Origin of the sequence: Streptomyces sp. NBC_01803, assembly GCF_035917415.1 — a bacterium.
Taxonomy (GTDB): Bacteria; Actinomycetota; Actinomycetes; order Streptomycetales; family Streptomycetaceae; genus Streptomyces.
In genome coordinates this window covers 5,164,073-5,184,658 of record NZ_CP109073.1, presented here as the reverse complement: position 1 = coordinate 5,184,658, position 20,586 = coordinate 5,164,073, and the positions used below count along the sequence as shown (strand labels likewise).

Below are 20,586 nucleotides of genomic sequence, written 5' to 3'. Positions count from 1 at the left end.
GTGCCCATCAGAAGAGGAAGTACCGCTGAGCCATGGGGAGTTCGGTGGCCGGCTCGGGGGTCACGACCTCGCCGTCGATGGTGACGGTGAAACTGTCAGGGTCCACGGTCACCTCCGGGCGGGCGTCGTTGAGCCGCATGTCGGCCTTGCCGGTGCTCCGCGTGTCGCGGATCGCGGCGAACCGCTTGCCGAGGCCGAGCCGGTCGGCCAGCCCGTCCTCCAGGGCGAGTCCGGTGACGAAGTTGACGGAGTTCGCGGCCGGGGCCCGCCCCAGCGCGCCGAACATCGGACGGGGCAGCACCGGCTGCGGCGTGGGGATCGAGGCGTTGGAGTCGCCCATCTGGGCGTACGCGATCTGGCCGCCCTTGATGACCAGCAGCGGCTTGACGCCGAAGAACGCCGGCTCCCACAGCACCAGGTCGGCCAGCTTGCCGGGCTCGACCGAGCCGATCTCCTGGTCCAGGCCCTGCGCTACCGCCGGGTTGATCGTGTACTTGGCGACATAACGACGGGCCCGCAGGTTGTCCGCCGCGCCGTCGCCGGGCAGCGCCCCGCGCCGCCGCTTCATCACGTGCGCGGTCTGCCAGGTCCGCATGATCACTTCGCCGACCCGCCCCATGGCCTGGGAGTCGGAGGAGATGATCGAGATGGCGCCCAGATCGTGCAGCACGTCCTCGGCGGCGATGGTCGAGGGCCTGATCCGGGACTCGGCGAAGGCCAGGTCCTCGGAGATCGCCGGGTTCAGGTGGTGGCAGACCATCAGCATGTCGAGGTGCTCCTCGACCGTGTTGACGGTGTGCGGCCGGGTCGGGTTGGTGGAGCTGGGCAGCACGTTCGGCTCGGAGACGACCGTGATGATGTCGGGCGCGTGCCCGCCGCCCGCGCCCTCGGTGTGGTAGGCGTGGATGGACCGGCCGGCGATCGCGGCCAGGGTGTCCGCGACGAAACCCGCCTCGTTCAACGTGTCGGTGTGGATGGCGAGCTGGGTGCCGGTCTCGTCGCACACCGTCAGGCAGGCGTCGATGGCGGCCGGGGTGGCTCCCCAGTCCTCGTGGATCTTGAAGCCGACGGCGCCGCCCCGGAGCTGGCTGTACATGGCCTCGCGGGAGACGGTGTTCCCCTTGCCGAGCAGCCCTATGTTCAGCGGGTGGCCGTCCAGCGCCGCCAGCATCCGGGCCAGGTGCCAGGGCCCGGGGGTGATGGTGGTGGCCTTGGTGCCCTCGGCCGGGCCGGTGCCGCCGCCGATGAGCGTGGTGATCCCGGAGGCCAGGGCCTCGTCCAGGATGCCCGGGGAGATGAAGTGGACGTGGGCGTCGATGGCGCCGGCGGTGAGGATGCGGCCGTTGCCGGAGATGATCTCGGTCTCGGGGCCGATCACCAGGCCGGGGTGGACCCCGTCCATGGTGTCCGGGTTCCCGGCCTTGCCCAGGGCGGTGATCCGGCCGTCCCTGATGCCGATGTCGGCCTTGACGATGCCGGTGTGATCCAGGACGACGACGCCGGTGATCACGGTGTCCGGGGTGCCCTCGGCGCGCGTGGCGCGGGACTGCCCCATCGACTCGCGGATCACCTTCCCGCCGCCGAACACCGCCTCCTCCCCGGCCCGCCCGGGGCCGCCGGACAGGTCGTCCTCGATCTCGATCAGCAGATCGGTGTCGGCCAGCCGCACCCGGTCCCCGGTGGTGGGCCCGAAGAGATCCGCGTATCTCGCCCGGCTCAGCTCAGCCATCGAGGGCACCGCCCGTCTCGCCGCGCAGCCCCGCGACGACACGGGCGCCGGCCAGCGGGACCAGCTCCACCTCGGCGGGGATGCCGGGCTCGAAGCGCACGGCGGTGCCCGCCGCGATCGCCAGCCGCTTGCCCCGGGCGGCGGCACGGTCGAAGTCGAGGCCGGGGTTGGCCTCGGCGAAGTGGTAGTGGGAGCCCACCTGGATGGGGCGGTCGGCGACATTGCGCACAGTGAGCCGGGTGACCGGGGCGCCCTCGTTGAGCACTACCGGCGTGTCGGCGAACAGGATCTCTCCGGGGATCACGCTGTGGCCTCTCTTCGGGCTTCTCAGGCGATGGGCTCGTGAACGGTGACCAGCTTGGTCCCGTCCGGGAAGGTGGCCTCGACCTGGACGTCGTGGATCATCTCGGGCACGCCCTCCATCACGTCCGCGCGGGCCAGGACGCGGCGGCCCGACTCCATCAGCTCGGCGACGGTGCGCCCGTCGCGGGCGCCCTCCAGGATGTGGGACGTGATCAGCGCGACGGCCTCGGGATGGTTGAGCCGCAGGCCCCGGGCGCGGCGCTTGTCGGCCACGTCGGCGGCCACATGGATCAGGAGTCGTTCCTGCTCGTGCGGGGTCAGTTGCACGCTCTCCCACCTCGTCGTCGTGTGTGTTCCGCTTCCGCGAACCGCCGGGCAGTGGGAGGTTAGTCCGACCTCGTTACAGCGGCGTTACTTCCGTTCGGAAGCATTTCGCGGTGTGACCGTCGTCAAAGAATTGGCCGACGCCGCCCCCGGCAGTGCAGGGTAGGTGCAGCGACGGGACGTGAGAACGGTAAGTGAGGAGCCCCATGAAGATCGGGATCGTCGGAGCCACCGGCCAGGTCGGTGGCGTGATGCGGCAGGTGCTGGCCGAGCGGAAGTTTCCGGTCGACCGGCTGCGGCTGTTCGCCTCGGCACGGTCGGCGGGCAGCACGCTGCCGTGGCACGACGGCGTGATCACGGTCGAGGACGCGGCGACGGCCGACTACTCGGACCTGGACATCGTGCTGTTCTCGGCGGGCAAGACCACCTCGCTGGCGCTCGCCGAGAAGGTGGCCGCGGCCGGCGCCGTGGTGATCGACAACTCCTCGGGGTGGCGCATGGACCCCGACGTGCCGCTGATCGTCTCCGAGGTCAACCCGCACGCCGCGACGCGCCGCCCGAAGGGCATCATCGCCAACCCGAACTGCACGACCATGGCCGCCATGCCCGTGCTCCGCCCCCTGCACGACGAGGCGGGGCTGACCGCCCTGGTGGTCGCCACCTACCAGGCGGTCTCCGGCAGCGGCCTGGCCGGCGTCGCCGAGCTGGACCGGCAGGCGCGCGGCGCGGTCGCCCAGGACGCGGCCCGCCTGGCGTTCGACGGCACGGCGGTGGACCTCCCGGCTCCGGAGGTGTACGCGCGGCCGATCGCGTTCAACGTGCTGCCGCTGGCCGGCTCGATCGTGGACGACGGCCTGGAGGAGACCGACGAGGAGCAGAAGCTCCGCGACGAGAGCCGCAAGATCCTGGAGATCCCCGGCCTGAAGGTCTCCGGCACCTGCGTGCGCGTCCCGGTCTTCAGCGGCCACTCGCTCCAGATCAACGCCCGCTTCGAGCGCGCGATCACCCCGGACCGGGCCCGCGCGCTGCTGGCCGGCGCGGAAGGCGTGGAGCTGTCCGACATCCCGACCCCTCTCCAGGCCGCCGGCCGCGACGCGAGCTACGTGGGCCGGATCCGCCGCGACGAGACGGTGGACAACGGCCTGGCCCTGTTCGTCTCGAACGACAACCTCCGCAAGGGCGCGGCCCTGAACGCGGTCCAGATCGCCGAGCTGGTCGCCGCCGAATAGCCCCACCGGGGCGGCAGCCGGCCCCGGCTGCCGCCCACCCACCCCGGGGCCACGAGCCGGACACCGCGGAGACGCCACCGCCTCGCACGACCAGACGCACACATCGCACGACCGGACACCCACCCGGTCCTCGTGCGCGCGCGGGAACCACCCTCAGCGATGGCCCGCGCCACCGCCAGTGCGCGCGCGGGAACCACGCGGCCCCGGCGGCGTCACGCACGAACTGATCGCCGGTCCTCGTGCGCGCGCGGGAACCACAGCGCTCGGCCGGCCGGCGGGCGGCCCGGAGCTCCGGTCCTCGTGCGCGCGCGGGAACCACCCTCAGCGATGGCCCGCGCCACCGCCACACGCACCGGCAGGTCCGCCGGCACGGACCCGAAGCCCAGCGGGACCCGACGTGACGGAGCCGCCACCACGCTCGCCGGCACGTCCACGGGCACGGGCACGGGAGACAACCCCCGCGCGGCTCGTGGACAGCGGTCGTGGTGACGGCCGGGATCGGGCCGCGGGCTTCCGCCCGGCGGCCGGAGCCCGGGCGCCCGGCGGCGCTACGGCAACGTCGCGCCGACCGCCGCCAGGGCGTCGGTCACCGGGAAGAAGAACGTCGTGCCGCCCGAGGTGCAGTCGCCGCTGCCGCCCGAGGTGAGGCCGATGGCCGAGGAGCCCGCGAAAAGCGCTCCGCCGCTGTCGCCCGGCTCGGCGCACACCGTGGTCTCGATCGCGCCCTCCACGGTGCCCTGCGGGTACCGCACGGACACGTCCAGCGCCGTGACCGTTCCGTCGTGCACGCCGGTGGTGCTGCCGCTGCGCCGCACCTCCTGGCCGACCGTGGCCTCGGCGGCGCCGGTGATCTCCTGGGTCGTCCCGTCGTAGAGGTCGACCGCGCTGGGGGCGTCGATCTGGCCGGTGTACTCGACCAGCGCGTAGTCCGAGCCGGGGAACTCCCCGGCCGTCATGGTGCCGATGGCCGCGCCGCCCGAGGAGTCGGACCAGGTGCTGCCCTCCTCACCGCAGTGACCGGCCGTCAGAAAGGCGGGGCGGCCCTCGACCGTGACGTTGAAGCCGAGGGAGCAGCGGGCCCCGGCCGAGTAGATGGCGTCGCCGCCGGCGAGGTAGGGCTCGAACGTCCCGGCCGCGCGCTGGAGCGTGGCCAGGCCGCCCAGCGCCTCGACGCCGTCCCTGATTCCGGTCAGCGCGGCAGCGGTGACCGTGTCGTCCACGGTCACCTTGACCGCGTTGCTCACCGGGTCGATGGCCCAGGCGGTGCCGGGCACGGCGAACTCCTCGACCCGGGCACGCACCTCCTCCAGCTCGGCGAGGCTGTGCTCGACGACCCGGGCGGCGGCGCCCGCGTCCTGGACAGTGGGGATCGCGGCCTCGTTCACGACGTTGACCACGAGCGTGGCCGACTCGGCCTCGTAGTAGGCACCCGCCGCGTCGGCGCCGAGCCGAGCGGTCAGGGTGGTCGCCAGCGTGCCCGCCTCGGTCGAGGACAGCGTGATGAGGTCCGGTGCCGCGGTCGCCGGGGTGGTGGGGGGTGACGCACCTGCCTGTGCGATGGCGAACGTTCCGGCGAGCAGCGCGGCCAGTCCTGTGGCCGTCGCCGCCCGGCGGCGGGATGACGTGCTTCGGCGTGTCACGCTCTTTTCCTCCTGTGGGGGATGGAGCCGTGCGGCTCCGGAGAGAGCACAGACTTGGCCAGCCTGAGAGGGGGTCAAGTCCATGCCAAGCGGTGTTCGCGAGTATTCCGAGCCCGCCCGGCAGCACACAAGAACGAAATCCTGCCCCAGGTATATGAACACACCGCAACGGGTTATGCGCGTAAACCATCCAGAACAGTCCGGGTTTTCCTGCCATGAGCCCACAGACCCGGAGCAGGGTGCGCCTGCGAACCCGAAACGAACGCCCGCACCCCCCGGAGACCCTCTCCCGGCGCCAAGGACTAGACCTGTCTGAAAAACGCCTCTGGGCGTTCCGTTCTCCGCCCGTAGACCGCCATCCCCCCGTCCGCGATCTGTGATATGCGCCACTCCGGGGCCGGACCGAGCCCGCCGACCGGGGCCGGACACGGCACTGCCCCCGCCCGGCGATGCGGACGGGGGCAGCGGCGATACATTGCCCGTGCGGGGGCGGTCAGGGGATCAGTAGACCCTGGCTCCGTAGGCGTTCAGGGCCTCGACGACCGGCTGGAAGTACGTCGTGCCACCGGTGGAGCAGTTGCCACTGCCGCCGGAGGTGAGGCCGAGGGCGGTGCTGCCCGAGAAGAACGGGCCGCCGCTGTCGCCGGGTTCGGCGCAGACGTTGGTCCTGGTCAGACCGTAGACGATGTCACCGCCGCCGTAGTTCACGGTGTAGTTGAGCCCGGTGACGGAGCCGCTGCGCAGCCCGGTGGTGCTGCCGCTGCGCTGGACGGCCTGGCCGTTGACCGGGTTGGCCGAGCCGGTGATGTCACGGGTCGTGCCGTTGTACAGGTTGACCGTGCCAGGCTTGGCGATCGTCGTGTTGTCGTACCGGACGATGCCGTAGTCGTTCGTCGGGAAGCTGGAGCCCGTCGTCGGACCGAGGTACGTCGTCTTCGAGGAGTTGCTGTACCAGTTCGGGAAACCCTCGGTGCAGTGCCCGGCGGTCACGAAGTAGTACGCGCTGCCGACGAGGACGTTGAAGCCCAGGGAGCACCGCCAGCCCGCGCTCGCGTAGATGGCGTCGCCGCCCGCGATGTAGCGCTGGAGCTGGCCCTCGGTGCGCTCGACGCTGATGGCACCCGAGACGGTGCCGGCGCTGCGCCGGATCTGGGCGATCTCCGCGGTGGAGACGGTCTCGTCGACCGTGACCACGACGCGGTTGGTCGCCTTGTCGACCGTCCACGCGGTGCCGGCGACATCGGCGGCGAGAACCGCGCTGCTGGCGGACGAGAGCTGCGCGGAGCTGAACGTGACGGGGGCCGCCGAAGCGGCGCTGGGCACGAAGAACGCCGCGGCGGCCATGAGCAGGCCCGACGTGGCGGCGGTCAGCCGCAGCCGTCGCGACATGCGTCTGTGGGGGTTGGTGCGCTTCAAACTCACTTTTTCTTCCTCCAGTAAGGAAACCGGGGTCCGTTGGGTATGCGGACCCGTGAGGCGTGGCCAGGAGCCCTTGTAAGGCATGCTCCTGACAAGCGCTGCCCCGAATATTCCCGGCGTTCACCGCGTTGTCGAGAACACCTTTCGGCCAGCGCGAACACGCCCCGTATCACTCGACTGGCAGGGGGTGCACAACTTACTCTCCGTCAGCGGCTCGCTACCGCAACGTCCCTGATGAGGTGCCATGTCCTATGCACCAGGATCGTTACGAAACTCGATATCCGCGGCTATCCACTTGGCGCATCATCCGCATCATGCACGACGATAGAGGGCGCGGACGGGTAGACGGACCGCGTGAGCTGAGAGGAGGCGTCCATGGGATCGGTGCGCAAGGCTAGTGCCTGGCTGGGCCTCGTCGACGACCGCGAGATGCGTTACTACGACGACGAGTACGCCGAGGGCCCGGAGCCCGGCGACAACGTCGTGCCGTGGACCACCGACCCGCACCTGCGGGTCGCGGCCGAGGTGGCGGAGGACCAGGGCAGCCGCATCGCGACGGTCACCCCGGGCGGTTTCCGGGACGCCCGCCGGATCGGTGAGCTCTTCCGCGACGGCATCCCCGTCGTCATCAACCTCACGGTGCTGGACGCCGCCGACGCCAAGCGCGTCGTCGACTTCGCGGCCGGCCTGACCTTCGGCCTGCGCGGCACCATCGAGCGTGTGGCCAACCGCGTGTTCCTGCTGACCCCGGCCGACTACCAGGTGGTCAGCGGTGACTCCCGCCACATCTCGGAAGGCGGCTTCTTCAACCAGAGCTGATCCGGCTCCGCCCGTGCGGGCGGAGCCGGACCGCTGTCAGGGCGGGCCCGAGCCGGTCAGCCACACGGCCCCGTACAACGCGGCACCGAGCGCGGCGCCGCCGACCGTGAACGCCGCGACGACCGGTCGCGTCCTGGCGAGCGCGACGGCGGCCGGCAGCAGGAGCGGGAACGCGGGCAGCAGCAGCCGCGGCTTGGACCCGAAGTACCCGGCGCCGCACAGCGCGAGCGCCACCATCGCGCCGCCGTAGACGAGCAGCGGCAGCGGCAGGCGCATCCGCACGCACAGCACGCACAGCCAGCCGAGCAGGGCCAGCCCGGCGCACAGCGCCACCCCCGCGAGCGGCGCGGACCCGGTGAGCCGGTCCCGGACGAACGCGGCGAACGCCCGTCCGCCGTCGAACCCGTTCCCCCACTGCTCCTGCGTCTCCAAATAGCCCAGCGAGTCCCCGGTCCGCACCGCCACCCAGCCCACATAGCCGAGCCAGCCCAGCGGCGCCAGCACCACCGCCGCCACCAGGCGCGCGCCCGCGCGCTCCCGGCCCGACACCACCGCCGCCACGACGGTGACCGCGACGGCCGCGGCCACCGCGAGCCCGGCCGGGCGGGTCAGCCCCGCGCAGGCGGACAGCGCCCCCGCCGTCACCCACCGCCCGGTCAGCAGTGCCCAGACGGCCCAGACGGCGAACGCCGTGAACAGCGACTCGGTGTAGGCCATCGACTGCACGATCCCGACCGGCACCACCGCCCAGAGGGCGGCCAGCAGCACGCCCGCGCGCCGCCCGTGGAGCAGGTCCCCCACGGCGAACAGGCCCCACGCGGCGGCCAGCGAGGCGACCGCGCTGATCACCAGCCCCGCCTCGGCCGCCGACAGCGGCGAGAGGGCGGCCACGAGCCGTTCCAGGCCGGGCAGCAGCGGGAAGAACGCCAGGTCGGAATGGACGCCGCCGTCCTCCAGGCGGACGGTCCTGCCGTAGCCGTGCTCCGCGATGCTGGCGTACCAGACGGAGTCCCAGCGCGCGGAGAGCAGGTGCGCCGCCGTCTTCTCCCCGGCGGAGTCCCAGAGTTCGAGGACGACGACGCCCAGCAGCCGGACGGCGGCGAAGACCAGCAGGGCGGGCGCCGCCTGCCGCGGTGGCGGCACGACGGCGGCCGGGACGCCGGCCCGCCCCCGGGACACGGCCTTCGAGCCCGGGACGTCGGTGCCGGTGCCGGTGCCGGTGCCGGCGAGATGAGTCACGGGCACGATTATGTGGGAAGTCCGCGCGCCCGCCGCCCGCGGTCCGGCGCCCGGACCACGCGGTGGCTAGCCCCGGAAGGCGTCCAGGCCGGTGAGCGCCTTGCCCAGCACGAGCTGGTGCATCTCGCTGGTGCCCTCGTAGGTCAGGACCGATTCGAGATTGGCCATGTGCCGCATCACGGGGTACTCGAACGAGATGCCGTTCGCGCCCAGGATCGTGCGGGCGGTGCGGCAGATCTCCAGTGCCTCGCGGACGTTGTTCAGCTTGCCGAAGCTGACCTGCTCCGGCCGCAGCCGCCCGGCGTCGAGGCGGCGGCCGAGATGCAGGGCGAGCAGCACGCCCTTGTGCAGCTCGACGGCCATGTCCGCGAGCTTGCCCTGGGTGAGCTGGAAGGCGCCCAGCGGCTTGCCGAACTGCTCGCGCGTGCGGGCGTAGGCGAGCGCGGTGTCCAGGCAGGTGCGGGCGGCGCCCATGGCGCCCCACACGATGCCGTAGCGGGCGTGGCTCAGACAGCTCAGCGGCGCGCCGAGGCCCCGCGCCTCCGGAAGCGCGGCGTCGGCGGGCAGCCGCACGTCGTCCAGGACCAGCTCGCTGGTGACCGAGGCGCGCAGCGATCCCTTGTGACGGATCGGGGGGGCGCTGAAGCCCGGGGTGTCGGTGGGCACGACGAAGCCGCGCACGCCTTCGTCGGTGCGGGCCCAGACGACGGCGACGCCGGCCACCGAACCGTTGGTGATCCACATCTTGCGCCCGTTGAGCACCCAGTCGGCGCCGTCCCGCTTGGCGAACGTCCGCATCCCGGCCGGGTCGGAGCCGTGGTCGGGCTCGGTCAGGCCGAAGCAGCCGATCGTCTCGCCCGCCGCCATGGACGGCAGCCACCGTTCCTTCTGCCCGGGCGAGCCGTAGCGGTGGATCGCGTACATGGCGAGGGAGCCCTGCACGGAGACCAGGGAGCGGATACCGGAGTCGGCCGCCTCCAGCTCCAGGCAGACCAGTCCGTACTGGACGGCGGAGGCGCCGGCGCAGCCGTAGTCGGTCAGCGTCATGCCGAGGGCGCCCAGCGAGCCCAGCTCTCTGGCCAGTTCGCGGATGCCGGGCACCTCGCCCTCCTCGTACCACTCGGCGACGTACGGGAGAACCCGCTCGTGCGCCCAGTGCCGGACGGTCAGGCGGACCGCCCGGTCGTCGTCACTGAGCAGGTCATCGATGCCGAGCGGGTCGGCCGCGTCGAAGGGGGGCTTGGTGTCTGTCGCCATGGCGGGAGGTTACGGGCGAGTAATACCGCTCGGCAAGAGCGTGCCATCCACGGCGTCCCGCTGCTCATCCGGCTCACAACCGCCCGCGCAGAGGTCGCGCGGCAGGCGCAGCGCGGCCAGGGCGCCGCACAGCAGGAGCAGGGCGCTGGCCACCAGAGTCATGTGCATCCCCTGCACGAAGGCGTCCCGGGCGACCTCCCGCAGGGCCTCGCCGGACTCGCCGCCGAGCCGGGCGGCCACCGTGAGCGCCTCCCCGAGCGAGTGCCCCGCGGCCTCGGTGTCCGCCGCGCTCACCCCGTCCACGCGGCGCACGGCCGGCCCGTACATGGCGTTCATCACGCTGCCCAGCAGGGCGATACCGATGCCCGCGCCGAACTGGTACGCGGTCTCGCCGATCGCCGCCGCGCCACCGGCCTCGGCGGGCGGGGCGTCGCTGAGCATCGACTCGTAGGAGCCGAAGAGCGTGGTCTCCAGGCCGAAACCGAGCAGGACGAAGCCCAGGGTCATGACGGCCGGACGGTCGTGCTCGCCGAGCACGGCCAGGGTCAGCACGGCGACCGCGGTGAGCCCGAAGCCGAAGGCGACCATCCGGCGCGGGCCGAGCCGGTGCAGCATGCGGGAGCCCAGCAGGCCGGCGCCGATCGCGGCCAGGCTCAGCGGCAGCAGCCGCAGCCCGGTCTGCAACGGGGAGAGGCCGAGGACGAGTTGGAGGTACTGAGCGGCCACCAGCGCGAGGCCGACGAGGGCCAGCACGGTGAGCACGATGCAGCCCACAGCGGTGCCGAAGGCGGGCCGGGAGAACGCCGACAGGTCGATCAGCGGCTCACTGCGGCGGCGCTGCCTGCGGACGAACGCCACCAGCAGCCCGCAGCCGAGCCCGGCCGCCAGCACGGTCCCGGCGGTGAACAGATCACCGCCGCCGGCCCGTTTCACGGCGAGGATGACGGAGAAGAGGCCGGTGGCCGCCAGCAGGGCGCCCGCCACGTCCCAGGGACCCGACCGGTCGCCGGTCGACTCGGGCAGCAGCAGCGCTCCGACGGGCAGGCACACCGCCATCAGCGGGATGTTGATCAGGAAGACCGAGCCCCACCAGAAGTGCTCCAGCAGCACGCCCCCGACCAGCGGGCCTATCGCGGCGCCGACGGCCGCGACCGCGCTCCAGATGCCGATGGCCAGCGCCCTCTCGCGGCGGTCGGGGAAGACCTGGCGCAGGATCGACAGCGTGGCGGGCATGATCATCGCGCCGCCGACGCCGAGCAGGGCACGGGCGCAGACGAGGGTGCCGGGGCTGGTGGCGTAGGCGGCGAGCGCCGAGGCCGCGCCGAAGCAGGCGTAGCCGATGAGCAGCACACGGCGGCGCCCGATGCGGTCGCCGAGGGTGCCGAAGAGGATCAGCAGCGAGGCGCAGACCAGCGGATAGACGTCGACGATCCACAGCAGCTCGATGCCGCTGGGCCGCAGCTCCTCGGTGACGGCGGGGACCGCCACGTGGAGGACGGTGGCGTCCACGGCGACCAGCAGCAGGCTGGCGCAGAGCACGACGAGGACCAGCCAGCGGTTGCGGTCGTCGTCGGCGGGGGCTCCGGGCGGGGTGACCCCGGACATCAACGCACCTCCTGGTCTCGCGCCGGCCGCCCGGCGCCAGGGGGATTCCCGGACGGCGCACGCGCGCCGGGCATGGCGAAGGGGGCAGATGGTCAGACAGACTACGGCAGCCCCGCTTCCGGTTCCGCACACGTCCCCCCGGACCGTCCGGAGCACCCGTGCGCCGGGCGCCGTTCACCTCCGGATATCGCGTGCGAAATCGTCCGGGAAGGCGGCGGCGGAATGAGGGCGGCGGCGAATCGCACCACCGGGAATTTCGTAAAGCCGGGAAAGGGAACGGCGGAAAATATCCGTCATACATCACATCGCCATTACGAAGGTGGGCCGGAGCGGGAAGCCCGCTATCACCGCCTGTAATCTTGCGGCTGTGCGTACCGACCGATTCCTGGCCCGCCTCGAACAGGAGCCTCAGCCGCCGAACGTGCCGGCCCCTGTTATGAGCCGCACCCGCATGGCCCTGCTCTGGGCCACCCTGGGCTTCTATGCGGCCATCGTGGCAGCGGTGTGGAGCACGTCGTGGCTGGTCAGCCTCGACTGGCAGGTCATGCTCTTCCGGCCCTATAAGCAGTGGCCGGGGCTGCACGCGTTTCTCGACTATTTCGTGGTGCTGGGCCAGCGCGGCCCCACCGCCGTGCTGATCGCGGCCTGGCTGGTGTGGCGCTGCTGGCGGCAGCGCACGCTCCGCCCCCTGCTGGTGATGGCCTCCGCCCTGCTCCTGCTGAACGTCTCGGTCGGCGCCGCCAAGCTCGGGATGGGACGTGAGGGACCGCATTACGCGAACGTCATCGGCTCGAACGAGATGTTCCTGACCGGCGATATATTTCCTTCCGGCCACACCGCCAATGCCGTCGTGACCTGGGGAATCCTGGCCTATCTGGCCACCACCCCCGGCGCGCGGCGCACCCTGTCGGTCATCGCCTCGGTCTTCGCGCTCGGCGTCGGCACCACCACCGTCTACCTCGGCACCCACTGGGTGAGCGACGTGCTGCTCGGCTGGGCCGCCGGGCTGCTGGTGCTGCTGGCCCTGCCGTGGTGCGAGCCGCTCATCGCCCGGGTGGAGGGCCGACTGTTCACGCTCAGGGACCGGCTGCGCGGCGACGCCGGGCCGTACGGCACGCTGCCGGCGGCCGACGTGGCCCCGCGGCCGGTGCCCGCGGCGGTCCGGCGGGGCGGCAAGGAGTCGAGGCCCCGCACGGAGGAGCCCGCCGTGGCCGGCGCGCGGCCGGGCGCCGTCCCGCGCGGCATGGCGGGCGTCCGGATGCGCCAGCCGCAGCCGGGCCGGCCGCACCCGGCGCGTCCCGAGCATCCGGTCCAGTCCGTCAACAGCCGCTGACGGCGGCCCGCCCGAGGCCGCTCAGCCCTGCCAGCAGCGGACGACCTCGCCGTCGCTCACCGCGAGATTCAGCCGCCCCGGCATGAACTCCATGGTGATGATCGCGTCCGGGGCCAGGCGGCGGACCTTCCGCCAGCCGCGGTCGTGCGCCCGCCGCTCGGCGGCGTCCGCGTTGAGGCCGACGTAGTCGTCCGGGGAGTCGTCGGGCGTGCGCGGCTGCTGGGGAAGGGGTGCCATGCCGCCACCGTACGACCCCCGGCCCGCCAGCCGGAAGTCCCGCCCGGATCAGGGGACTGTCACGCTTGTGTCACAGCGGGCGGCCTCTTCCCCCGTTCGGCGTAACGTGTCCATTCTGTAATCACGACGTGTGCGGCGTTTCTCCGGCGCCCTCCCCCGGGGAATTCTCCGGGAATTCCCGAAGGCCGCGCGGCGGCCTTTCCCGGTGCGCGGATTTCACCGTTCATGTGAACACGGTGAACACTCATGCCCATGTCATCACCGGACCCCTCGGGACGATTCCGTGCCGCCGGGGCGTGACCCGGGGGCGCTCCGGCCGTTGTGCACGGAGCCCCCGCCGCGGCGGCGGGGGTGAGATCCGAACCGAGGAGCGACCGTGTCCCCCTTGCTCGACGTCAGCGACGACGTACGCGCCGAGATCGGCGACGAAGAAGCCGATCGTCTGCTCGCCGGCCAGAACGCCCCGGGCAGCTACGACTGCACGTCCTGCCGCACACCGGGCCACACCGAGCAGGAACGCACCAGCACCGTTCTCTTCGTGGGCGGCGAGACGGCCGTGCTCGCCTTCGCCCACGCCTCCTGCATCCCCTCCCAGGTGGTCTCTGTCTCCGAGGACCAACTGCGGGGCGCCGTGCGGTCCATCACCGGCGAGAGCGTCCCGCCCGGCGCGCGGGACACCTCGGCCTCCCCCACCGCCCCGGCGCCGCTCTCCGTCGAGCCGGCGCCCGGCCAGGCGGTGCTGGGCGTGACCTGCGGCCAGATCCTGATCGACGACGAGCTGTACCCGGCCATCGTGGTGGAGCCCACCGGCGCGATCGTCCGGCCCGGCAGCACCGGTCCCGGCGACGACTTCCTGCCGCTGCTCATCGAGGCGGGCTTCCTGCCGGTCACCGACGTCGCCAGGGCGCCCGCGATCCTGCCCGGCTGGTCGGTGCTGCTGGCCGTGGGACGGCTGCACGCGGTGCTCCAGGGCGACCCGTCCGGCGGCCGGCCCAGCGCCTGGTGGCAGGCGCACCAGCCGCTGCCGGTCACCGACGGCTGGCGGGCCACGGCCAACCAGCGCAACACCGTCTTCGTCTACGCCGCCCCGGCCGGCTCCATCGGCCAGCAGCCGCGCGAGGACCTGCTGCGGGAGGCGCTGGAGAAGGCCGCCGCGGGCGGTCTCCTGGTCGCCGCCGCCATGCCGCTGGCCGGCACCTGACCGCGCGGGCCGGGCTGGGTCGATCAGGTGCACCGCCTTGTGGCCCCGCATCCGGCCCGGCGTCCGGTCGTTGAACGGGCGTGCATCCATATGAGTCGTCCAGACCGCCGGAGCAGCCCGGCCACTCCGGCCACCGCCGCCGCCACGCCGCCCCGTCCTCGGGCATCCCCGGGATGCGCCCGTCGTACGACCGGTCCACCGTCTCGGCGACACCGATCTACGACTCGCTGTGCAACGAGTACCGCAGGCTGTTCCGGACGCTGCCCGGGGACCGCTCCGGCGAGGAGGAGCTGCGCTTCCGGGGATTCACCCTGAGCTACGGCTTCGGCCCGGGCGGCCCGCGGGAATACGAGCGGCGCCGGAACGACGAGGCGTCCGCCGCCGCCTATGCCGCCGTCGCCCCGCCGTCGGACGCCCCGCCAGGCTCCGACGGCCGTCAGGCGGCCGTCAGGGGCCGTTGAGATGGCTCCCGGCGGCCCGGTGGGCCTGGCCGGACGGCCCGCGGGTCACTTCTTCCGGCCGCGCTTCTCCCGCACCCGCACGGACAGCTGGATCGGGGTGCCCGCGAAGCCGAACTCCTCACGCAGCCGCCGCTCGATGAAGCGGCGGTAGCCGGCCTCCAGGAAGCCGGAGGCGAACAGCACGAAGCGCGGCGGGCGCGTTCCCGCCTGGGTGCCGAACAGGATCCGGGGCTGCTTGCCGCCCCGCACCGGGTGCGGGTGGGCGGCGACCAGCTCGCCGAGGAAGCCGTTCAGCTTCCCGGTGGACACCCGGCTCTCCCAGCTCTCCAACGCCGTCTCGATGGCCGGCACCAGCTTTTCCATGTGCCGACCGGTGCGCGCCGAGATGTTGACCCGGGGCGCCCACTGCACCTGGACGAGCTCCTGCTCGATCTCCCGCTCCAGGTAGAAGCGGCGCTCCTCGTCCATCGTGTCCCACTTGTTGTAGGCGATGACCAGAGCGCGGCCCGCGTCCACCGCCATGGTGATGATGCGGATGTCCTGCACGGTGATGGGCTCGCTGACGTCGATCAGCACCACTGCGGCCTCGGCCTTCTCCAAAGCCGCGGCGGTGCGCAGCGAGGCGTAGTAGTCGGCACCGTCCTGGAGGTGGACGCGGCGCCTGATGCCGGCCGTGTCGACGAATCGCCAGGTCTTCCCGCCGAGGTCGATCAGCTCGTCCACCGGGTCCCGGGTGGTGCCCGCCACCGGGTCCACGACGACCCGCTCCTCGCCGGCGACCTTGTTCAGCAGGGACGACTTGCCGACGTTCGGACGGCCGATGAGGGCGATGCGGCGCGGGCCGCCGGTCCCGGTGGCGAACGTGTCGGCGGGCGCCTCCGGCATCACCTCCAGCACCGCGTCGAGCATGTCGCCGGTGCCCCGGCCGTGCAGCGCGGAGACCGGGTGCGGCTCGCCGAGGCCCAGCGACCACAGGTAGGCGGCTTCGGCCTCCATGGAGAAGCCGTCGACCTTGTTGGCGCACAGCACGACCGGCTTCCCGGACCGGCGCAGCAGCTTGACCACGGCCTCGTCGGTGTCGGTGGCCCCGACCGTGGCGTCCACGACCAGGACGACGGCGTCGGCGGCCTCGATGGCGAACTCGGCCTGGGCGGCGACGGACGCCTGGATGCCCAGCACGTCCTGCTCCCAGCCGCCGGTGTCGACGATCTTGAAGCGGCGGCCGGCCCACTCGGTCTCGTAGGTGACGCGGTCCCTGGTGACGCCGGGGCGGTCCTCGACCACGGCCTCGCGGCGGCCGAGAATCCGGTTCACCAGAGTGGACTTGCCGACATTCGGCCGGCCGACGACGGCGAGCACCGGCAGCGGGCCGATGTCGGCGGCGGCCAGCTCGCCGTCGATCTCCTCGGCGTCGAAGCCCTGTTGGGTGGCGAGCTCCATGAACTCGGCGTATTCGGTGTCACCGAGCGCGCCCGGGTGGTTCTGGTCGTTCATGGAGTCCTGTACCTCGGTCCGTTGGAAAGTGGGTGGGAGGGACGGATGCTGCCCGTCCAGTGTCGCTCAGCGGCCGGTGCGCCGCCTGGCGTCCTTCAGTTGGGCGGTCAGCCGCGCCTGGATGCGCGGTCGCCTCGTCCAGCGCCGCCCTGGTCAGCCGTCCGTCGCCCGTCCCGGGGGTGAACGGGTCGCCGAAGACCCCGTCGATCCGGCCGCGGATCGGTGGCAGCGCCGTTATCAGCCGCCCCCGGCGGTCGCCGCCGCCCAGCACCGCGACCGGCACGACGGGGGTCCCCGAGCGCGGCGCGAGGTACGCGAGGCCGGACCGGATGGCGGCGAAGTCGCCCTCGGTGCGGGTGCCCTCGGTGCGGGTGCCCTCGGTGCGGGTGCCCTCGGTGCGGGTGCCCTCGGGGAAGATGCCGGGCACTCCCCCGGCGCCGAACACACCGAGCGCGGCGGCGATCGGGGTCCGGTCGGGGCGGCCCCGGCCCCCGTCGATCTGCCCGAGGCCGCGCGGGAACGGGCCGGCCGACCCGACGAACGCCTCGCGCTTGCCCAGGAAACGCACCGGGCGCGGGGCGGTGCCCATCAGGACCGGGCCGTCCAGGTAGTGCGCGTGGTTGCCCGCGAGGTTCACCGGCCCGGCCGCCGGAACCCGCCAGGCGCCGGGCGCCCGGGGCCGCCAGGCGGCGTGGACGACGCCGAACGCCGGCCGGCGGGCGGCGGCGGCGCCACGGACGCCCCGCGGGGTCACCGTCCTCGCCGCTTCCGCTCTTCGATGAGGGTGACGACGCACTCGATGACCTGGGGCAGGGAGAGCTCGGTGGTGTCCACCTCGATGGCGTCGTCCGCCTTGGCCAGCGGCGAGGTCTTCCGGCCGGAGTCGGCGGCGTCCCGCTTGATGAGCGCGGCCCTGGTCGCGGCGACATCGGCGGACTCCCTGCCCTTCAGCTCGGCGCTGCGGCGGGCGGCCCTGGCCTCGGGCGAGGCGGTCAGGAAGACCTTGATGTCGGCGTCCGGCAGCACCGTGGTGCCGATGTCGCGGCCCTCGACCACGATGCCCACGGGGGCCTCGGCGGCGATGGAACGCTGGAGCTCGGTGATCCTGGTGCGCACCTCGGGGACCGCGCTGACCGCGCTCACCGCCGCGGTGACCTCCCGGCCCCGGATCGGCCCGGAGACGTCCGTGCCGTCGACCGTGATGGTGGGCGCCTTGGGGTCGGTGCCGCTGACGATCGTGGGCTTGGCCGCGGCGGCGGCCACGGCGGCGGGGTCGTCGACGTCGATGCCGTTGGCCAGCATCCACCACGTCATCGCGCGGTACTGGGCGCCGGTGTCGAGGTAGCCGAGCTCCATGCGCGAGGCCACGGCCTTCGAGGTGCTGGACTTGCCCGTGCCGGAGGGGCCATCGATGGCGACGATGACGGGAATGGCGGGAAGATCAGCCACGGCGGTGCGCACCTTTCTCATGCTCCGCTGACGTGCTCGTGAAGCGCGGAGGGAGACCTCTGGAGAAGGGAGGGCCAACCGCCCCCCGGGGGGAAGCCTACCGGCCCGGCTACTGCCGGATGGACCAGCCCCGTTCCCGCAGGGACGCGATCAGGACCGGGACCGCGTTGGGCTCCACCATGAGCTGGACGAGGCCGGCCTGCTGCCCGGTGGCGTGCTCGATGCGGACGTCCTCGATGTTGACGCCGGCCCGGCCCGCGTCGGCGAAGATGCGGGCCAGCTCCCCCGGCTGGTCGGTGATCAGCACCGCCACCGTCTCGTACGCGGCGGGCGCGGTGCCGTGCTTGCCGGGGACGCGCTCCCGGCCCGCGTTGCCGCGCCGCAGCACGGCCTCGATCCCGGCGGCGCCGCCGCCACGCTTGGCGTCGTCGGCGGATTCCATGGCGCGCAGCGAGCGGACGGTCTCGTCGAGGTCGGCGGCGACCTCGGAGAGGATGTCGGCGACCGGGCCGGGATTGGCGGAGAGGATCTCGATCCACATCCCCGGGTCGGAGGCGGCGATGCGGGTCACATCGAGGATGCCCTGCCCGCACAGCCGTACGGCGACCTCGTCGGCGGTCTCCAGCCGCGCGGCCACCAGGCTGGACAGGAGCTGGGGGGTGTGGGAGACGAGGGCGACGGCCCGGTCGTGCGCGTCGGCGTCCATCACCACCGGCACGGCCCGGCACAGCGCGACCAGCTCCAGCGCCAGGTTCAGCACCTCGGTCTCGGTCTCGGGCACCGGGGTCAGCACCCAGGGCTTGCCCTCGAAGAGGTCGGCGGTGGCGGCCAGCGGCCCGGACCGTTCGCGGCCCGACATGGGGTGCGTGCCCAGGTACGTGCGCAGGTCCCCGTCAAGCCCGGTGAGCTCCCGGCACGGGCCGCCCTTGACGCTGCCGACGTCCACGTAGGCGCGGGCCGCGCCGCGCCGCTGGAGGGCGGCCACGGTGGCCGCGATATGGGCGGGGGGCACGGCGACGACGGCCAGCTCGACCGGTCCCCCGGGCGGCTCCTCGGTGCCCGCGCCGAGGGCGGAGGCGGTGCGGGGCTGATCGGGGTCGCTGTCCTCCAGGTGCACCCGCACGCCCCGGGCGGAGAGCGCGAGCGCGATGGAGGTCCCGATCAGGCCGGTGCCGATGACGAGGGCGGTACGCATGGCCCCAGCGTAATGCGGGCCGGAAGCGCGTCCGCCCCGGTCAGGCCCGCCCCCGTCAGAGGCCGACCTCCTTCATCAGCCGCCCGACCTCGGTGTTGGTCATCCGGCGCAGCCAGCCCGACTTCTGGTCGCCCAGCGCGATCGGACCGAACTTGGTGCGCACCAGCCTGTCGACCGGGAAGCCGGCCTCGGAGAGCATGCGGCGCACGATGTGCTTGCGGCCCTCGTGCAGCGTGACCTCGACCAGGTAGTTCTTCCCGGTGTTCTCCACGATGCGGAAGTGGTCGGCGCGGGCGAAGCCGTCCTCCAGCGGGATCCCGTCCTTCAGCCGCTTGCCGAGGTCGCGCGGGATGGGGCCCTGGATGGCGGCGAGGTAGGTCTTGGTCACGCCGTACCGGGGGTGGGTGAGGCGGTGAGCCAGCTCACCGTGGTTGGTGAGGAGGATCAGGCCCTCGGTCTCGGTGTCGAGCCGACCGACGTGGAAGAGCCGGGTCTCACGGTTCTGCACGTAGTCGCCCAGGCACTGGCGGCCCTCGGGGTCCTCCATCGAGGAGACGACGCCGGCCGGCTTGTTGAGGGCGAAGAACAGGTGCGACTGGGCGGCGATGGTCAGCCCGTCGACCTTGATCTCGTCCTTCTGCGGGTCCACGCGACGGCCCTGCGAGGTGACGATCTTGCCGTTGACCTCGACCCGGGCCTGCTCGATCAGCTCCTCGCAGGCGCGGCGGGAGCCGAGCCCGGCGCGGGCGAGGACCTTCTGGAGCCGCTCGCCCTCCTGGTCGCCGAAGGTCTTCGGGAGCTTGACGGCGGGCTTGTCGTGACGGGCGCGGTTGCGCTCCTCGATCTGGGCGTCGTACTCGCGGGAGCGGGCCGGCGCCGGTCGCTGCTTGCGGACCGGGGCGCCGCCGCTCTGGCCGTGACGGCGCTCCTCGGGGCGCGGACGGCCGGCGGGCTGCCGCCGATCGTCGCGGCCGTTGCCCGCGCCCCGGTAGTTCCCGTTGCTGTTCCTGCCGCTGCTTCGCATCAATGATCCGTAGGAGAGTCGCCGCTGTCGGTCGCGTCGAGGTCGTCGACGTCGAACGACGGCACCCCCTCCTGGCTCTCGCCCTCGACCTGTTCCGCCTCCGGGAGGAAGGGCGCGAGCTCGGGCAGTTCGTCCAGGCCGCGCAGGCCCATCCGTTCCAGGAAGTAGTGCGTCGTCACATACAGGATCGCACCTGTTTCGGGTTCGGCGCCCGCCTCGGCCACCAGACCGCGCTGGAGGAGGGTCCGCATCACGCCGTCACAGTTCACGCCCCGGACGGCGGAGACCCGGGAACGGCTGACCGGCTGGCGGTACGCGACGACCGCCAGGGTCTCCAGGGCGGCCTGCGTGAGGCGGGCCTGCTGGCCGTCCAGCACGAAGCTCTCGACGGCCTCGGCGTACTCGGGCCTGGTGTAGTAACGCCAGCCGCCGGCGATCAGCCGCAGCTCGAAGCCGCGGCCGTCGCGGGCGTACTCGTCGGCCAGTTCGCGCAGCGCGTCCGCGACCGCGCGGCGGGGATGGCCGAGGACCTTGGCCAGGTGCTCCTCGGTGGCCGGCTCGTCGACGACCATGAGGACGGCCTCCAGGGCGGGCTTGAGCTCGGGTGCCCGCGTCTCGGTGCTCATGC

At 72.8% G+C, this 20,586-nt stretch carries 19 protein-coding genes and 1 pseudogene; 5 read left to right on the top strand and 15 right to left on the bottom strand.

From position 1 onward, the window contains the following. Positions 1 to 7: 7 nt before the first annotated feature. The 3 genes from OIE51_RS23580 to OIE51_RS23570 are packed head-to-tail and all read right to left on the bottom strand — an operon-like array spanning position 8 to position 2,359. Positions 8 to 1,729 carry an urease subunit alpha gene (locus OIE51_RS23580; RefSeq protein ID WP_326599789.1) on the bottom strand — a complete coding sequence of 574 codons (1,722 nt, stop codon included), beginning with the start codon at positions 1,727 to 1,729 and terminating at the stop codon, positions 8 to 10. Continuing rightward, positions 1,722 to 2,033 carry an urease subunit beta gene (locus OIE51_RS23575; protein WP_326599788.1) on the bottom strand — a complete coding sequence of 104 codons (312 nt, stop codon included), beginning with the start codon at positions 2,031 to 2,033 and terminating at the stop codon, positions 1,722 to 1,724. The genes OIE51_RS23580 and OIE51_RS23575 overlap by 8 nt, the downstream gene beginning before the upstream one ends. Positions 2,034 to 2,056: 23 nt before the next feature. Continuing rightward, positions 2,057 to 2,359, bottom strand: a complete 303-nt coding sequence (locus tag OIE51_RS23570; RefSeq protein WP_326599787.1) for an urease subunit gamma — start codon at positions 2,357 to 2,359, stop codon at positions 2,057 to 2,059. A gap of 203 nt (positions 2,360 to 2,562) precedes the next feature. On the opposite strand from OIE51_RS23570, the gene OIE51_RS23565 reads away from it, so the two are divergent. Continuing rightward, positions 2,563 to 3,585, top strand: coding sequence for an aspartate-semialdehyde dehydrogenase (locus OIE51_RS23565; RefSeq protein WP_326599786.1), 1,023 nt, complete (start codon positions 2,563 to 2,565; stop codon positions 3,583 to 3,585). Positions 3,586 to 4,133: 548 nt separating this feature from the next. On the opposite strand, the gene OIE51_RS23560 is transcribed toward OIE51_RS23565, so the two are convergent. Further along, positions 4,134 to 5,225, bottom strand: a complete 1,092-nt coding sequence (locus OIE51_RS23560; RefSeq protein ID WP_442812007.1) for a S1 family peptidase — start codon at positions 5,223 to 5,225, stop codon at positions 4,134 to 4,136. Between the two features lie 501 nt (positions 5,226 to 5,726). Next, complete coding sequence (locus tag OIE51_RS23555; RefSeq protein ID WP_326599785.1) at positions 5,727 to 6,647, bottom strand: S1 family peptidase; 921 nt, start codon at positions 6,645 to 6,647, stop codon at positions 5,727 to 5,729. Between the two features lie 372 nt (positions 6,648 to 7,019). Between OIE51_RS23555 and OIE51_RS23550 the strand changes: the two genes are divergently transcribed. Beyond that, entirely contained in the window at positions 7,020 to 7,463 is a 444-nt protein-coding gene (locus tag OIE51_RS23550; RefSeq protein ID WP_326599784.1) for a cell division protein SepF, read from the top strand. A gap of 36 nt (positions 7,464 to 7,499) precedes the next feature. Here OIE51_RS23550 and OIE51_RS23545 read toward each other — a convergent pair whose 3' ends face one another. The 3 genes from OIE51_RS23545 to OIE51_RS23535 all read right to left on the bottom strand — a co-directional run bounded on the left by OIE51_RS23545 (position 7,500) and on the right by OIE51_RS23535 (position 11,564). Next, positions 7,500 to 8,702 carry a mannosyltransferase family protein gene (locus OIE51_RS23545; protein ID WP_442812006.1) on the bottom strand — a complete coding sequence of 401 codons (1,203 nt, stop codon included), beginning with the start codon at positions 8,700 to 8,702 and terminating at the stop codon, positions 7,500 to 7,502. Positions 8,703 to 8,768: 66 nt separating this feature from the next. After that, positions 8,769 to 9,959: an acyl-CoA dehydrogenase family protein gene (locus OIE51_RS23540; RefSeq protein ID WP_326599783.1), complete on the bottom strand. Its 1,191-nt coding sequence runs from the start codon at positions 9,957 to 9,959 to the stop codon at positions 8,769 to 8,771. Between the two features lie 9 nt (positions 9,960 to 9,968). Continuing rightward, positions 9,969 to 11,564 carry an MFS transporter gene (locus tag OIE51_RS23535; RefSeq protein WP_326599782.1) on the bottom strand — a complete coding sequence of 532 codons (1,596 nt, stop codon included), beginning with the start codon at positions 11,562 to 11,564 and terminating at the stop codon, positions 9,969 to 9,971. A gap of 436 nt (positions 11,565 to 12,000) precedes the next feature. Here OIE51_RS23535 and OIE51_RS23530 point away from each other — a divergent pair, with 436 nt between their 5' ends. Beyond that, positions 12,001 to 12,897: a phosphatase PAP2 family protein gene (locus OIE51_RS23530; protein ID WP_442812005.1), complete on the top strand. Its 897-nt coding sequence runs from the start codon at positions 12,001 to 12,003 to the stop codon at positions 12,895 to 12,897. A 21-nt stretch (positions 12,898 to 12,918) separates the two neighbouring features. Here OIE51_RS23530 and OIE51_RS23525 read toward each other — a convergent pair whose 3' ends face one another. Next, positions 12,919 to 13,134 carry a hypothetical protein gene (locus OIE51_RS23525; RefSeq protein ID WP_326599780.1) on the bottom strand — a complete coding sequence of 72 codons (216 nt, stop codon included), beginning with the start codon at positions 13,132 to 13,134 and terminating at the stop codon, positions 12,919 to 12,921. 376 nt (positions 13,135 to 13,510) lie between these two features. Here OIE51_RS23525 and OIE51_RS23520 point away from each other — a divergent pair, with 376 nt between their 5' ends. Together OIE51_RS23520 and OIE51_RS23515 are read left to right on the top strand one after the other, a co-directional pair. After that, positions 13,511 to 14,335, top strand: coding sequence for a hypothetical protein (locus OIE51_RS23520; RefSeq protein ID WP_326599779.1), 825 nt, complete (start codon positions 13,511 to 13,513; stop codon positions 14,333 to 14,335). Positions 14,336 to 14,508: 173 nt separating this feature from the next. Further along, positions 14,509 to 14,796, top strand: coding sequence for a hypothetical protein (locus tag OIE51_RS23515; protein ID WP_326600762.1), 288 nt, complete (start codon positions 14,509 to 14,511; stop codon positions 14,794 to 14,796). Positions 14,797 to 14,841: 45 nt separating this feature from the next. On the opposite strand, the gene der is transcribed toward OIE51_RS23515, so the two are convergent. The 6 genes and pseudogenes from der to scpB all read right to left on the bottom strand — a co-directional run bounded on the left by der (position 14,842) and on the right by scpB (position 20,584). Beyond that, positions 14,842 to 16,290, bottom strand: a complete 1,449-nt coding sequence (gene der / locus OIE51_RS23510; RefSeq protein ID WP_326599778.1) for a ribosome biogenesis GTPase Der — start codon at positions 16,288 to 16,290, stop codon at positions 14,842 to 14,844. A 66-nt stretch (positions 16,291 to 16,356) separates the two neighbouring features. Then, a pseudogene (locus OIE51_RS23505) lies at positions 16,357 to 17,086 on the bottom strand (lysophospholipid acyltransferase family protein). Next, the gene (gene cmk / locus OIE51_RS23500; protein WP_442812004.1) at positions 17,041 to 17,760 is read right to left on the bottom strand and encodes a (d)CMP kinase; all 720 of its coding nucleotides are present in this window, start codon (positions 17,758 to 17,760) and stop codon (positions 17,041 to 17,043) included. Before cmk ends, OIE51_RS23505 begins: the two are co-directional and overlap by 46 nt. A gap of 88 nt (positions 17,761 to 17,848) precedes the next feature. Beyond that, complete coding sequence (locus OIE51_RS23495) at positions 17,849 to 18,934, bottom strand: prephenate dehydrogenase (RefSeq protein ID WP_326599776.1); 1,086 nt, start codon at positions 18,932 to 18,934, stop codon at positions 17,849 to 17,851. 55 nt (positions 18,935 to 18,989) lie between these two features. Further along, positions 18,990 to 19,958 carry a pseudouridine synthase gene (locus OIE51_RS23490; RefSeq protein ID WP_326599775.1) on the bottom strand — a complete coding sequence of 323 codons (969 nt, stop codon included), beginning with the start codon at positions 19,956 to 19,958 and terminating at the stop codon, positions 18,990 to 18,992. Beyond that, complete coding sequence (gene scpB / locus OIE51_RS23485) at positions 19,958 to 20,584, bottom strand: SMC-Scp complex subunit ScpB (protein ID WP_326599774.1); 627 nt, start codon at positions 20,582 to 20,584, stop codon at positions 19,958 to 19,960. The genes OIE51_RS23490 and scpB overlap by 1 nt, the downstream gene beginning before the upstream one ends. Positions 20,585 to 20,586: the final 2 nt, after the last annotated feature.